The organism is Kribbella endophytica (assembly GCF_054781295.1).
On the sequence record NZ_BAAGUR010000001.1, the window covers coordinates 3,050,512 to 3,064,585 of the forward strand.

At 69.7% G+C, this 14,074-nt stretch carries 12 protein-coding genes; 5 read left to right on the forward strand and 7 right to left on the reverse strand.

The genetic code is table 11. The features are described 5' to 3' along the window. Positions 1-16 precede the first annotated feature (16 nt). Together ACYVIO_RS14640 and ACYVIO_RS14645 are read left to right on the forward strand one after the other, a co-directional pair. The gene (locus tag ACYVIO_RS14640) at positions 17-1,354 is read left to right on the forward strand and encodes a hemolysin family protein (protein ID WP_460651290.1); all 1,338 of its coding nucleotides are present in this window, start codon (positions 17-19) and stop codon (positions 1,352-1,354) included. Then, a complete protein-coding gene (locus ACYVIO_RS14645) occupies positions 1,351-2,421 on the forward strand; it encodes a hemolysin family protein (RefSeq protein WP_460651291.1) in 1,071 nt (356 codons plus the stop codon). The genes ACYVIO_RS14640 and ACYVIO_RS14645 overlap by 4 nt, the downstream gene beginning before the upstream one ends. Here ACYVIO_RS14645 and ACYVIO_RS14650 read toward each other — a convergent pair. Genes ACYVIO_RS14650 through ACYVIO_RS14665 form a run of 4 tightly spaced genes read right to left on the reverse strand, consistent with a single transcriptional unit; the run spans position 2,390 to position 6,049 of the window. Then, entirely contained in the window at positions 2,390-3,205 is an 816-nt protein-coding gene (locus ACYVIO_RS14650; RefSeq protein WP_460651292.1) for a heme ABC transporter ATP-binding protein, read from the reverse strand. The two genes, ACYVIO_RS14645 and ACYVIO_RS14650, sit on opposite strands and share 32 nt — an antisense overlap. Next, positions 3,202-4,275, reverse strand: coding sequence for a FecCD family ABC transporter permease (locus ACYVIO_RS14655; protein WP_460651293.1), 1,074 nt, complete (start codon positions 4,273-4,275; stop codon positions 3,202-3,204). Before ACYVIO_RS14655 ends, ACYVIO_RS14650 begins: the two co-directional genes overlap by 4 nt. Next, positions 4,272-5,378, reverse strand: coding sequence for a heme/hemin ABC transporter substrate-binding protein (locus ACYVIO_RS14660; RefSeq protein ID WP_460651294.1), 1,107 nt, complete (start codon positions 5,376-5,378; stop codon positions 4,272-4,274). Before ACYVIO_RS14660 ends, ACYVIO_RS14655 begins: the two co-directional genes overlap by 4 nt. After that, on the reverse strand, positions 5,375-6,049 hold the full coding sequence (locus tag ACYVIO_RS14665) for a biliverdin-producing heme oxygenase (protein WP_460651295.1): 675 nt from the start codon (positions 6,047-6,049) through the stop codon (positions 5,375-5,377). Before ACYVIO_RS14665 ends, ACYVIO_RS14660 begins: the two co-directional genes overlap by 4 nt. A gap of 147 nt (positions 6,050-6,196) precedes the next feature. Here ACYVIO_RS14665 and ACYVIO_RS14670 point away from each other — a divergent pair, with 147 nt between their 5' ends. The 3 genes from ACYVIO_RS14670 to ACYVIO_RS14680 all read left to right on the forward strand — a co-directional run bounded on the left by ACYVIO_RS14670 (position 6,197) and on the right by ACYVIO_RS14680 (position 10,325). Next, positions 6,197-6,829 (forward strand): LPXTG cell wall anchor domain-containing protein, encoded by a 633-nt coding sequence (locus ACYVIO_RS14670; protein ID WP_460651296.1) that lies wholly within the window; start codon positions 6,197-6,199, stop codon positions 6,827-6,829. Positions 6,830-6,909: 80 nt separating this feature from the next. Then, a complete protein-coding gene (locus ACYVIO_RS14675) occupies positions 6,910-10,047 on the forward strand; it encodes an HtaA domain-containing protein (protein WP_460651297.1) in 3,138 nt (1,045 codons plus the stop codon). After that, positions 10,044-10,325 carry a DUF2470 domain-containing protein gene (locus ACYVIO_RS14680; protein ID WP_460651298.1) on the forward strand — a complete coding sequence of 94 codons (282 nt, stop codon included), beginning with the start codon at positions 10,044-10,046 and terminating at the stop codon, positions 10,323-10,325. The genes ACYVIO_RS14675 and ACYVIO_RS14680 overlap by 4 nt, the downstream gene beginning before the upstream one ends. Here ACYVIO_RS14680 and ACYVIO_RS14685 read toward each other — a convergent pair. From ACYVIO_RS14685 to ACYVIO_RS14695, 3 genes are all read right to left on the reverse strand, one after another. Next, the gene (locus tag ACYVIO_RS14685; protein WP_460651299.1) at positions 10,322-12,067 is read right to left on the reverse strand and encodes a sensor histidine kinase; all 1,746 of its coding nucleotides are present in this window, start codon (positions 12,065-12,067) and stop codon (positions 10,322-10,324) included. The genes ACYVIO_RS14680 and ACYVIO_RS14685 overlap by 4 nt on opposite strands. Position 12,068: 1 nt before the next feature. After that, a complete protein-coding gene (locus ACYVIO_RS14690; protein WP_460651300.1) occupies positions 12,069-12,761 on the reverse strand; it encodes a response regulator in 693 nt (230 codons plus the stop codon). A 76-nt stretch (positions 12,762-12,837) separates the two neighbouring features. Next, the gene (locus tag ACYVIO_RS14695; protein WP_460651301.1) at positions 12,838-13,992 is read right to left on the reverse strand and encodes an ABC transporter permease; all 1,155 of its coding nucleotides are present in this window, start codon (positions 13,990-13,992) and stop codon (positions 12,838-12,840) included. Positions 13,993-14,074 lie beyond the last annotated feature (82 nt).

The following is a 14,074-nucleotide window of genomic DNA, read 5'->3' on the forward strand; positions in this document are numbered from 1 at the left end:
CCGGTAGGGTCGGTGCATGCTGATCCTGATCGGCCTCGCGCTGATCCTGGCCCTGACCGTTGCCACGGGCTACTTCGTCGCGCAGGAGTTCTCCTACGTGGCGGTGGACCGGAATCGGCTGCAGGGCCTGGCCGACGAGGGGAACGCGGCCGCGGCCCGGGCCCTGAAGGTCACCGCCCGGCTGTCGTTCGTGCTGTCCGGCGCGCAGGTCGGGATCACCGTGACCGCCCTGCTGGCCGGGTACTTCGCCGAGCCGTACCTGGGTGAGGGCCTGCAGAAGATCTTCGGCTCGGCCGGGATGCCCGAGGGCGTCAGCCTGACCGTGTCGGTGATCGTGGCGCTGCTGCTGGCCACCGTGATCCAGATGGTGTTCGGCGAGCTGGCCCCGAAGAACCTGGCGATCGCCCGGGCCGAGGCGATCGCGCTGCGGCTGTCCCGGTCGACGCTGATGTACCTGACCGTGTTCGGGCCGATCATTCACCTGTTCGACGCGACCTCGAACCGGATCCTCCGCCGGGTCGGCATCGAGCCGGTCGAGGAGCTGCCGCAGGGTGCGACCGCTCAGGACCTGGACCGGATCATCGCGACGTCGTACGAGCAGGGCCTGCTGGACCGGGACACCACCCGGCTGCTCGACCGCGGGCTCGACTTCCGCGGCCGGCTCGCGGGTGAGGTGATGGTGCCGCGGGTGGACGTGATCACCGTGCACGAGGACGATCCGCTGACCCGGGTGGTCGAGCTGCTCGAGACCGGGCACAGCCGCTTCCCGGTGGTCGCGTCCTCGGTCGACGAGGTGGTCGGGGTGATCGCGATCGGCGACGTGGTCGAGGTCGAGCCCGGTGATCGGCACCACGTGACGACGGGGTCGCTCGCGGCGCCGCCCGTCCTCGTGCCGGACACGCTGGCGCTGCCCGCCGTACTGGAGCAGCTGCGGACGACGCACCGGCAGCTCGCGATCGTCGTGGACGAGTTCGGCGGGTTCGCCGGGGTGGTGTCGCTGGAGGACATCGCCGAGGAACTGGTCGGGCCGATCCGGGACGAGGACGACCTGCCGGAGGGCGATCTGATCAGCAACGGCGACGGGAGCTGGACGTTGCCGGCGCGCTGGCGGCTCGACGAGATCGAGGAAGCGACCGGGATCTCACTGCCCGAGGACGAGGACTACGACACGGTGTCCGGACTGGTGATGGCGCGGCTCGGGCGGGTCCCGGTGGTCGGTGACGAAGTGGTGATCGACCTGCCGCCGCGGTTCGACCACGACGGGCGCCAGGTGCCGTTGGAGCGCGCACGGGTAACCGTGCAGACCGTGCTGCGGCACGTGCCGGGCCTGATCGTGCTGGAGCGGCTGTCATGAGTACGACGGTTGCGCTGCTGATCTCACTGGTCCTGCTGGTCTGCAACGGGTTCTTCGTGTCGGCCGAGTTCGCGCTGGTCGCCTCGAAGCGGCATCGGCTCGAACAGGCCGCGGCCGAAGGCAGCCGGGCCGCTCGTGCCGCGATCGCCGGGGTCAGCGAGCTGTCGCTGATGCTCGCGGGCGCGCAGCTCGGGATCACGCTCTGCACGCTGGGACTCGGCTCGCTGTCGGAGCCGGCGGTCGCTCACCTGCTGCATCCGCTGTTCGAGCTGGTCGGCCTGCCCGAGAACGTCGGGCACGTGATCGCGCTGATCATCGCCGTCGGTGGGATCGGCCTGCTGCACGTGCTGCTCGGCGAGATGGCACCGAAGTCGTGGGCGATCAGCGATCCGGAGCGGTCGGCGTTGATCCTGGCGCTGCCGTTCCGCGGGTTCACGTACGTGTTCCGGCCGCTGCTCGTCGTACTGAACTGGATGGCGAACGTGTGCGTCCGGGCGGTCGGCGTGACGCCGCAGAACGAGATCGCCAACGCGCACGGTCCCGACGAGCTGCGGTTGCTGATCGAGTCGTCCGGCGAGCACGGCACGCTGGAGGCCGCCGAGCACGACCTGCTGACGGCGATGCTCGCGCTGCAGAACACGACCGTCGCGCAGGTGATGACGCCGACGGCGCAGCTGGCGACGGTCCGCGCCGAGGCGACGGCTCGTGAGGTCGAGCTCGCGAGCCGGCAGCAGGGACGGTCGCGGCTCGCGGTGGTGTCGGCCGAGACGCGGACGCTGTGCGGGATCGTGCACGTTCGCGACGCGGCGCGGGCGACCACGCGGGGTGGCAAGACCTTGCACGCGTTCGACCTGATGACCGAGCCGTTGCGGCTGCAGGCCGGTACTCCGGTGGCGGCGGCGATCCGGGTGATGCGGGAGCGGCGGTCGCAGTTGGCCGTCGTACAGGAGGAAGAGCGGCCTGTTGGCGTGGTCGCGCTGGAGGATCTGCTGGAGGAGGTGATCGGGGAGTTCGACGACGAGACCGACCCGATCATCACGGCCGCGCGGAACGTTCCGGAAGAATGATCGGAGCGCCGGTCGTCGGGTGCGGCCAGACCTCGACCCGGTGCTGGTAGACGTCGGTGACGAGCTCGGCCGTGAGGACCTCGGCAGGTCGCCCGAACGCCGCCAGGCGGCCCTGCGACAGGACGGCGATGCGGTCCGCGTAGCCGGCCGCGAGGTTGAGGTCGTGCAGGACGATCACGACCGCGTCCCCTTCCGCTGCGCGCCGACGGGCGAGCTGGAGCACGTCCTCCTGGTGGTGCAGGTCGAGGGCGGCGGTCGGCTCGTCGAGCAGGAGCAGCTGGGTCTCCTGGGCGAGGGCCCGGGCGAGTGAGACGCGGGCGCGTTCACCGCCGGACAGGGAGTTGAAGACGCGGTCGGTGAAGGCCTGCGCGTCGGCGCGGTCGAGCGCCGTACGGATGGCGTCGTCGTCGTGGTCGGCGCGTTCGGTGCCGTCCCACGGTGCGCGGCCCATCGCCACGATCTGGCCGACCGGGAACGGGAACGAGATCGTTGCCTGCTGCACCATCACGGCGCGGCGCATGGCGGCCTCGACCGGTGACCAGTGCTCGAGCGGTTCGCCGTGCAGCTCGACAGTGCCGTGGTCGGGGTTCAGGTCGCCGCTGAGTACGCCGAGCAGAGTGGACTTGCCGGCGCCGTTCGGGCCGACCAGGGCGAGCACCTCGCCGGTGCGGACGGCCAGAGTGACGTCGTCGAGGACCTGGGTGCCGCCGAGCTGGACGGAGACGTCGTGGGCGGCAGCGATCGTCGTAACGGCTTCGATGCGGTCGGGCAGTCGGCGTTTCATCCCCAGCCTCCTTGCCGGGCGCGAGTTCGGCGGAGCAGCCAGAAGAAGAACGGCGCGCCGACCAGCGACGTGATCATGCCGATCGGCAGGTCGGCGTTGCGGATCAGGATGCGGGCCAGCAGGTCGGCGCAGATGACCAGGACGCCGCCGGCCAGAGCGCTTGCCGGGAGCAACAATCGATGGCCGGGGCCGGCGATCATCCGGATCAGGTGCGGGACGACCAGACCGACGAAGCCGATGATGCCGCTGAAGGCGACGCTCGCGCCGACCAGCAGCGCGACCACGACGATCGCGACGAGCCGGAGCTTCTCGACGTCGACGCCGAGGTGCGCCGCGGAGCGGTCGCCGAGGGACAGCAGGTCGAGTCGCTTGGCGAGGACGAACGCGGCGGTCAGTCCTACCAGCGTGAACGGCGCGACTGCGGAGACGGCCTGCCAGGTGGCGCCGTTGAGGCTGCCGAGCTGCCAGAAAACCAACTGCTCGCGGGCGCTGGTGTCGGCGATGAACGTGGCGAACGAGATCAGCGTGAACGCCAGCGAGTTGACCGCGATGCCGGTGAGGACGAGGGTGACGATCTCCGTACGACGGCCGGCGCGGGACAGGCTGTGGACGAGCAGGGTGGTCGCGAGCCCGGTGGTGAAGGCGGCGACGGCGATCGTCCAGTTGCCGAGCCAGGTGATGCCGGTGACGATCACGAGGCTGGCGCCGACGGCCGCGCCTGAGGAGACGCCGACGACTGATGGCTCGGCGAGTGGGTTGCCGAAGACCCCTTGCATCAGGGCGCCGGCGGTCGCGAGGGAGGCGCCGACGAGGACGGCCAGGGCGACTCGGGGGAAACGCACCTTCCACAAGGCGTTGTCGCCTTGCGGGTGGTGTGGCAGTGGACCGAGATCGAGGGGCAGCTTGAGGTGTAGCAGTCCTTCGAGTCCGCTGTCGATGCGATGCAGAACCGAGCCGATGATCTCTGCCGGTGGGATCTGCAGTTGACCGACACCGGCAGCGACGACAGAGATGATGAGCAGCGCAATTGTCAGGCCGGTCAGCAGACCGGCGGACCGCAGACGCTTCACGGGGTGTAGACGGCCTTGGCCAACGCCTCGACGGTGCGGCCGGTGCGGGGGCCGAAGCTGAGCAGCTCGGTGTCGTTCATGTCGACGATGCGGCGGTGCTGGCCGGCGGGCGTCTGCGCGATGCCGGGCAGTTTGAGCAGGCCGTCGACGCCCTTGAGCGACTTGAGGCCCTCGGTCATCACGATGATCAGGTCGGGCTGCGACCGGATCAGCGCCTCGCTGGTGAGCGGGACGAACGGCTTCGTCAGGCCGATGTCCGTGCCGGTGTCGACGCCGCCGATCGACTTGATCATCGCGTCGGCGCCGGAGCCGGGGCCGCTCATCAGGTAGACGCCCGCCGAGCCGCGCACGTACAGGAACGTCATCCGCAGCGGCTTGGCGGCGGCCGGGGCGAGGCCGAGGGACTTGACGATCTCGTCCTGCGTACGGCGTACCAGCTGCTCGCCGCGCTCCGGCACGCCGAGGGCGCCGGCGACCGCGCGGATCTGGCTCGGGATGTTGTCCATCGTGCGGGCGTCGTCGAAGAAGACCACCGGGACGCCCGACGCGCGCAGTTGCTGGAGCACCTCGGGCGGGCCGATGCTCTTGTCGGTCAGGACGACGGTCGGGTCGAGCGCGAGGATCGCCTCGGCGTTCAGGTCGTGCGCCGACGGGGTGACCTTCGGCAGGCTCGCGGCCTCCGGGAAGCCGGTGGAGGTGTCGCGGCCGACGACCTTGTCGCCGAGGCCGAGGCTGAAGACGATCTCGGCGAGCGTGCCGTACAGGTCGACGGCGATGATCCGGCTGGCGTCCTTGACTTGGACCTGCTTGCCGTCGCAGGACTTCACGTTGACGGGGAGCTTGGGCTGGTCGCCTTCGACCGCGTGGATCGAGTGGTCGGCGAGGGTGGCGGTGGAGGGGCCGGTCAGTTCGTGCGGATCCTGGGTGCCGGCAGTGGTGGTTGCTTTAGGCAAGGGCTTGCCGTCGGCGTCGGTGCTGATCGCGAAGCCTTTGACGGCGGGAAGACAAGCGTTGACCACGCCCGGAGCTGCGGCTTCTTGGAGGGCCGCGGGTCCGGCGCAGCCTGCGGTGATCAACAGAGCGCAGGCCAGGAGAACTCTCACGACGCGACCTGTGGCTGGACGAGTTCGGCCAGGGATGCCAGGACGTCGACGTTGAAGCGGTAGGCGAGCAGCACCTCTTCGAGCACCTGGTCCTGTTCGCGGACGTCGAACGGGGTCTCGTCGAGCAGAATCCGGTAGCGGTCCTTGAACGGCTTCACCGCCGGGACCTGCTCGAACGTGTAGAACCGCACGCCGTCCTTGTCCAGCCCGTACGCCGACGCGACCAGCCGGCCGATCGCCTGCCCGCCGGACAGGTCGCCGAGGTAGCGGACGTAGTGGTGCGCGATGAACCCGCCCGGCCAGGTCGCCAGCTCCTCCAGGCGCCCGGCGTACCGAAGTGTGGCGGCGGTCGGCTCGGGGATCTCGACGCCGACCGAACGCAGGTACGCGAGGTCGGCCTCGAGGGCCAGGCAGCGGTTGAGCTGCGGGAAGTGGAACGGGCCCGCGACCAGGTCGTCGGCCAGGCCGGCGCCGACGCGTTCGAGGGCTTGGTAGATGACCGCGTGCTGCGCGACCAGCGCGGCGTACGCCCCGAGGTCTAGGCGGCCGGTGGTCAACGCGGTCAGGTAGGTGCTCCCTTCGGCGTCTCGGTGCAGGCTGAGACTCCGTTCCCGGAGTCGCTGCGAGAACGGCGGCTGAGCGGTGGCCGTCGGGCCCGATGGTGAGGTCACGAGACTTAGGTTAACCTAAGTTAGGTGAGGCTTACCTATAAAAGTGTCGCTGGGTTGGTGGTTCTAGTGGTTGGGGGTCTGGTCTGGGGGAGCTCCGTCGCGTCCGCCGCACCGGCCGCGACCGGGCCGCAGGGGCAGGTGGTCACCGTGTCGCGGAGCCTTGGGCTGGATCCGAGCGGGACCTCCGTCACCGTGCGTGGCCGGGGATTCGACCTGAACAAGGGGATCTACGTCGCGTTCTGCGTGAACAAGGGCCCAGGGCAACTGCCGTCGCCCTGCCTCGGCGGGGTGGACATGCAGGGCGCCTCCGGGACGTCGGCGTGGATCTCGTCCAACCCGCCGTCGTACGGCGAAGGGTTGGCGACGCCGTTCACGCGGAGCGGTGGCAAGGGATCGTTCGAGGTCCGGCTGACGGTGAAGGCGAAGGACCAGTTCACCAACTGCCTGGATCGCAAGATCGCGCCGAACGGGTGCGTGATCGGGACGCGTGCTGACCACACGCGGACGGCCGACCGTACGGCGGACGTGCTGATCCCGGTCACGTTCGCCGGTGCTGCCTCGTCGAAGCCGACACCGACGCCGACCGCGACTTCGAGCAAGTCCTCCACCGTTGTGAAGCCGTCCGCGGACGATCCGACCACGCCGGTCAAGCAGGAGGGCGGCCCGCTCGCCAACACCGGTGGCACGACGATGACGCTGCTCGTCGCCGCCGCCGTACTGGCTGTCGTCGGTACCACCACCATCGCCGCTACCCGCCGCCGCAAGGAGCCCACCGCATGACCGCCCGCCTGAGTCGACTACGTGGAGTACTGGTTGCCCTTGCTTCGTTGGCCGTTGTTTCTGCTTCTGCACTTCCTGGTGTGGCTGCGCCGACCCCAACAGTTTTTGAACCGAAGCTCGAGGTCTCCAAGACCACCGGAGTGACCGACGGGGAAGAGCTCACCGTGCGCGGCTCCGGCTTCGATCCGGCGGCCAACCTCTCGACCCGCGTCCCGGTGACTCCCGGGCAGCCGGCCGGGGTGTACGTCGTGTTCGGCTCGTTCGCCGACACGTGGCGGCCGTCCGCCGGCGCCGACTCGACGACGCGCACCCTGATCGACACGAAGTGGGCGCTCCCGCAGACCTCCTTCGACCAGGTCGGCACCGACTTCCCGAACCAGAAGCCCCGCCTGGTGCTGCTGAACGCCGACGGGACGTTCGAGGTGAAGGTGAAGGCGAAGACCGTCGCCGAGAACCCCCGCAACTACGGCGTCTACACCTACCCGGGCGGCTCGGCGATCAACGCGGCCCACGAGCTCGCCGTACCGGTGACGTTCGCCGGTGGCGGTGATCCCGAGCCGGAAGGTCCGCCGCTCAACACCCTCGACTGGGGGCTGAAGGCATCGTTCCGCACCTACATCGAAGGCCCGATCGCGCACGGCTCGATCGCGATGCGCGAACCCGCGACCCGCAACGGCGACAACACCTTCCGGTTCCCGGGCGGCAGCGGCACTGCCGAGCAGGTCGGCTTCACCGGTGGCGTGTACTTCAAGGGCCACGAGATGCAGGCCGGCAACCCGCTGCTCGAGCTGACGGTGACCGACGTACGGGTCACCACCTCCGGCAGTACGGGCACGGTCGTCGCGGACGTGGTCAGCAAGAGCCTGGAGACCGGGCAGCCCGCGACGTACGACGACGTCGTGCTCGCCGACGTCGACTTCAGCACGCACCCGGTGGTCGTGAAGGACGGCGTCGCCACGGTGATCGCCGCGCCGACCAAGCTCACCGAGGCCGGCGTTCCGGCGTTCGCGAACTTCTACACCGCCGGTACGGCGCTCGACCCGATCAGCTTCTCGGTGAAGCTCACGACCGCGCCCGTCTGGACACCGAAGCTCGAACTGTTCGGTGCCGACGGCAACCCGCTCGGCACGGTCCCCGCGGCCGGTGCGACGGTCACCGTCCGCGGCAGTGGGTACGACCCTGCCTCCAATCCGTCCACCCGGCCGCCGGTGACGCCCGGTCTGCCTGCTGGCGTGTACGTCGTGTTCGGCAGCTTCGACCAGGTCTGGCAGCCGTCCAAGAACGCGGTGCCCGAGACCCGGCGCGTGCTCGACCAGAAGTGGGCGCTGCCGGATGCGTCCCGGCCGGGCGGCGCCAACCCGGCGTACGTGACGTTGAAGGCGGACGGGACGTTCGAGACGACGCTGACCGTGAAGCCTGCTTCTGCCGCGACCGGGACGTACGGCGTCGCGACGTACGCGGCGGGTGGAGCGTTGCCGAACGCCACGCAGGAGCTGCTGAAGGCCGTTGCGTTCGGCACCGTTGAGAAGCCGGTGCTGACGGTGACGCCTGCCGTTGAACTCACCGACGGGCAGGCCGTCGTCGTGAAGGGGACCGGCTTCGCGGCGCAGCGCGCGCTGTACGTCGCGCAGACGCCGCAGGGCACGGTCGGCGAATCCAACCCCTCGCCGTTCTCGGGCGCTCAGCGCGTCGTCACCACCGCGGCCGGAACGTTCGAGGCGACTGTCGAGACGGCGGTGACGTTCACCAACGAGGGCGCTGACGTCGACTGCCTCGCGGTCGCGTGCCACATCGCGAGCTTCAACTCGCCGCTCGCCTCGGACAACGAGGCCGTCGACCACCGGAGTGACCGGTCGCAGGACGTGTTCCAGAAGATCACCTTCAAGCCGGCCGGGCCGCAGCCGGTGCTGCCGGTGGTGACGAAGCAGCCTGCCGCCGTCTCGGTGGTTGCCGGAGGCGCTGTCACGTTCACCGCGGCGGCGACCGGTACGCCGGCGCCGACGGTGCAGTGGGAGCGCAGCGCTGACGAAGGGAAGAGCTGGGCTCCGATCGCGTCGCCGTCGGCGGTGACCACGACGCTGAGTCTCGTCTCGGTGGTTGCGGATGGCGGGTCGCGGTTCAGGGCGGTGTTCAGTAACGAGGCGGGGTCGGCGACGTCGGCGGCGGCCGTGCTGACCGTCACCGGAGTTGTCGATCCTGCGGTGAAGGTGTCGCCGGATTCTGTGGCGCCGGGTGCGGAGCTGTTGATCGAGGGGACCGGGTTCCCGGCGGGGGCTCGCGTCACCGCTGTCGTGGACGCGGAGTCGACGCCTGGGGTGCCCGAGTTCACGTTCAAGAACGCGAACGGGCAGTCGGTCGTGGTCAGTGGGGTCGGGCTGAAGGTCGCCGAGGGCAAGCTAGTCGTCGCGGAGGGGGCGAAGGTCTCGGCGCGGATCACCGGACTGGTCAACAGCAAGGCGAACACGGCTGCTGCGCCGAGTGGGTTCTACCTGCTGACCGCGGTCGACAACGGGCCTGGCAAGCAGGCGTCGCCGGCGATCGGCGGGGCGGACATGACGGGTGCGTCGGGGACGTCGCAGTGGATCACGAACTTCCCGTACGCCGGGTCGGAGGAACTGGTCGTGCCGATCGGGACTGACCTGGTGGCGCGGACGTCGGTCGAGGTGAAATCTTCCGACGAGCACACCCAGTGCGCGGAAGCACCGAACGGGTGTGTGCTGTACGTGAGGGCGGATCATCGATCGACGGGCAACCGGACGTTCGACGTGAGGATCCCGCTGCAGTTCGCGCCTGCCGGAGCAGGAGGTGCGAGGGCCGTCGCGGATGCTGGGCGGCGGGCCGCCGGCGCGGTGGGCGAGCAAGTAGTTGCCACCGACGGGAGTGTGGGCTTCCGCTGGATGGTGCCCGCGTCACTTGCCGTGGGCAAGCACACGATCACCTTGTCGGCCGGCGACGGGATCGTCGCCTCCGGCGACTTCTCGGTGAAGGGCGCGGCGACGCCAAGTCCTACTCCTGCTCCTACTCGTACTCCGACCGCCACACCGACCAGCACTCAGACGTCGGAGCCGCCGGTGAGTGACACACCGACCAAGCCGACCGGTGCTTCGTTGGCCAGCACGGGTGGCGCGACGTTCTGGGTGCCGGTCGTCGGTGGCTTGCTCTTGCTCGCGGGCGCGGCGCTCGTACTGACGGCTCGACGGAAGAAGGCCCAGGCATGACCGACCCGTTCACTCCCGAGATCGTGTCCGCCGTCCTGCGGCACATGAACGAGGACCACGCGGACGACTCGTTGCAGATCGTCCGCGCCCTCGGCGGTCACCCGGACGCGGTCAATGTCCAACTGGCTACCCTCGACCCCGCCGGCGCCGTGTTCGCGGTCACCGTCGAGACGGGCGACGTCGTACGGGTGCAGCTGCCGTGGTCGGAGCAGATCGTCGAGCGCCCGCAGTTCCGCCACGAGTTCGCCCGGATGCACCGGGAGGCCTCCGGGGGTTAGCCGGCCGGCAGGCGGACGGTGAAGGTGGAGCCTTCGCCGAGGGTGCTGGTGGCGGTGACTTGGCCGTGATGGGCTTCGACCAGGCTGCGGACGATGGCCAGGCCGAGGCCGCTGCCGCCTGTGTGGCGGTTGCGGGACTGTTCGGCGCGCCAGAAGCGGTCGAAGACCTTGGGGAGGTCTTCGGGGGAGATGCCGGCGCCGGTGTCGATCACGTCGATGATGATGTCGGCGCCGTCTCGGCGGCCTTCCAGGCGGACGGTTCCACCCGGTGCGGTGAAGCGCAGGGCATTGGTGACCAGGTTGCCGAGGATTTGCCGGAGACGTACAGGATCGGCGTCGAGTTCCAGATCAGGAGCTGTCTGGACGAGGTCGACGCCGTTGGAATGTTGGGTAGCAACCACCTGCTCGAACAGCGTGGGTAGGTGGACGCGTTCGGGGTGGATGCGGAGGTTGCCGGCGTCGGCGGTGGCGAGGTCTCGGAGGTCGTCGATGATGTGCTGGAGCAGCGCGGCCTCCTCGCTCATCGAGCGGATGAACGCCTCATCGGGCTTGGTCACGCCGTCCTCGACGGCCTCCAGCCAGCCGCGGATGTTGCTCAGCGGCGTTCGCAGCTCATGGGCGATGTCGCTGACCATTGCCCGGCGCAACGACTCGGTGCGGGCACGGCTGTCGGCCAGTTCGTTGAAGGCGGCCGACAGCTGACCGATCTCGTCGCTCCCGCGCACGCGGACCCGGATCGACTCGTCCCCGCCCGTCATCCGCCGCGACGCCCGGGTCAGTGCACGCAGCGGCTGCACCAGCCGGAACCCGCCTGCAACGGTGATGATCACCGTGATCAGCAGGACGGCGGCCGCGACGCCGGCGATCCGCTTCTGGTTCGCCGGGGAGAGGTCGAAGCCGGCCTCGGCGCGGCTCGGGGTGTTCACGAACAGGCGCGCCAGCGGTGCGACGTACGGGTCGAGCTGGGCGCGTTTGGACTGCGTGACGCACGACTCGATCCGCTCGGTCGGCAGGTCGTCCGGTGGTCGGGGACCGCTCTCGTCGGGGTCGAAGACCGTCCAGGTCAGATCCGGCTGCAGCTTGACCGGGAACTGGATGTTCTGCTCGGCCAGGCAGGTGTTGATCATCGACTGCAGTTGCGAGTACGGCGTGCGTTCCGCCCGGGTCAGCGCGTTCAGCACGTTGCCGGAGTCGCACGAGTTGACGGTCGCGTCGCCCGCGCCGACGATCTTCGGCCGTCCGGTCGGCGACGTGACGATCGCGCCGACGCCGGTCCTGATCCGGACGCAGCCCAGCACACGCTTGGCAACGTCGCCGAGGTACTTCTGGTCGGCCGGGCTGAGCTTGTACGGGCCGACCGCGCGCGGGTCGATCCGCTCGGCGCCGCCGAGGTCGGGATCGACGGCGAACGGGTCGATCGCCACCGATGACGCGCTGGCCAGATCCTTCGACGGCCCGGCGATCAGCTTGCGATCGTTGGTCGTCAGGGTGATCTGACGACCGGTCTCGCGGCTGAGCTGCTCGATCAGCTTGCCGACGCCGGGCCAGGCCGCGTGCGTCGCGGCGTACCCGAGCAGGGCGTCGTAGATCTTGCTGTCGTCGGCCAGCGCGCGGCCCTGCTCCTGCTGGATCGCGACCGTCGTACTGCGAGCAGCGAGCCAGGCGGTGGCCGCGATCGAGCAGAGCGAGACCAGTACGGCGCCCGCGAGCAGCCGGACCAGGATGCTCCTGCGCGCTGCCATCTCAGGTGTCGGTCAGCTTGTAGCCCACGCCGTACACGGTGAGCAGGCGGACCGGGCGTCGAGGCTCCGGTTCGATCTTCTTGCGCAGGTTGAGCACGTGGGTGTCGATCGTGCGGGTGGTGATGTACTGGTCGATGCCGTGCAACTGCTCGAGCAGCTGGGCGCGGGTGAAGACCCGGTGCGGCTTGGCGGCCATCGTGGCGATCAGGCGGAACTCGCCCGGCGTACAGGCGATCTTCTTGCCGTCGGCAAACAGTTCGTGGCGGTCGAGGTCGACGGAGACACCGCCGACGCGGAGCAGTTGGCCCTTGTCGGCGCTGCTCGTGGTCGGACGGCTGCGGCGGAGCAGGGTGCGGACGCGGGCGGCGAGCTCGCGCGGGCTGAACGGCTTGGTCATGTAGTCGTCCGCGCCGAGGTCGAGGCCGAGCAGCATGTCGTCCTCCTCGGTCCGCGCGGTCAGCATCAGCACCGGGAGATCGGACTCGCGCCGCAGGATCCGGCAGACGTCCAGGCCGTCGACACCGGGCAGCATCACGTCGAGCACGAGCAGGTCGGGCTGCAGGCGGCGGACCTCCTCGAGCGCCGAGCGGCCGTCGCTGACCACGACGACCTGGTGGTGCTCACGCTCGAGGTACCGGCGGACGAGCTCGGCCTGTTTCGCGTCGTCCTCGGCCAGCACGACCTGCGCACACATGGTTCCTACTGTAGGTCGAGGGTTGGCAGCTTCCGGCGTACTGCGGCGGACCGGGACGAGATCCTGACAATTGCGGTCAGTCGGCGGCGAGAGCCTCCGTGGGGGTGAGGAGGGACGCTCGTACGGCGGGGTAGACGCCGGCCAGGACGCCGACGGCGATGCTCGCGCCGATGCCGGCGAGGAGGGCGTTGACGGGGATGACGACCGGCCAGCTCTGGGAGTCGGCGTAGCCGATCACGCCGAGGACGCCGAGGCCCGCGCCGAGCAGGCCGCCGATCGTGCAGAGCACGACGGACTCGGTGAGGAACTGGCCGCGGATCTGGCCTCGGTTGGCGCCGAGGGCTCGTCGCAGGCCGATCTCGCGGCGTCGTTCGAGGACGGAGATGACCATCGTGTTGGCCACGCCGATGCCGCCGACGAGGAGGGCTACGCCGGCCAGGCCGAGGAAGAGGGTGGAGAAGGCGTTCTGGGTGATGCGTTGGGCGGCCAGGGCTTCGGACGGGCGGCTGACCTGGACGAGGCCGGGTTGCTCGGGGTTGAGGGTTCGGCCGAGGACTGCGCGGACGTCTTCGAGGGAGGTGTCGGTGGCGCGGACGTAGACGACCGAGGGGCGGCCGTCGAAGGAGAGGCTGGTCTTCGCGGCGTCCCAGCCGACGAGGACGGACTGCTCGACGTCCGGTGCGAGGGGCGAGCGGGCCAGGACACCGACGACGGTGAACCAGGTGTCGTTGAGGAGGATCCGGGGTTTGGGTTGGCCGGGTGGGAGGTCGGTGATGCCCAACCAGGTGGCGGCTTTGGCGCCGAGGACGACGGTGGGGAAGCGTTCGTTGGCCGTGGTCAGGAAGGTGCCGGCGTGGATCTTTGCTCCGAGCAACGGGAGGAGGTTCGGTTTGGCGGCGAGCACGGTGATGCCGTTGCCGCTGGCGTCGACTTTGTCGGTACGGCGTACGCCGGCGTGCACGTTGGCGACGCCGCTGGCCTCCTGGACCGGGCCGATCCGGGTCGCCATGCCGATCGATGCTGCTGGGAGACCTGCTGGGGTGTCGTTCTGGGACTGATCGGGGACGGCCGCTGCTCTCAACAGGTCAGGCCCTAGGTTGGCCAGCTCGTCCATGACTGCCTGCTGACTGGACGCAGGGATGCCGGTGACGACGACCACGGTCGCGATGCCGATGGAGATGCCAAGCGCAGACAGGGCTGCTCGGAGGGGCTTGGTCCGGAGTCGGGTCAACCCCAGGAGAAGAAAGTCAGTGAGGGTGAGCCGCACCGGGGAGCTGGCGGCTGCGCCGCCGCTCGCACGCCGCGCGGCTTCG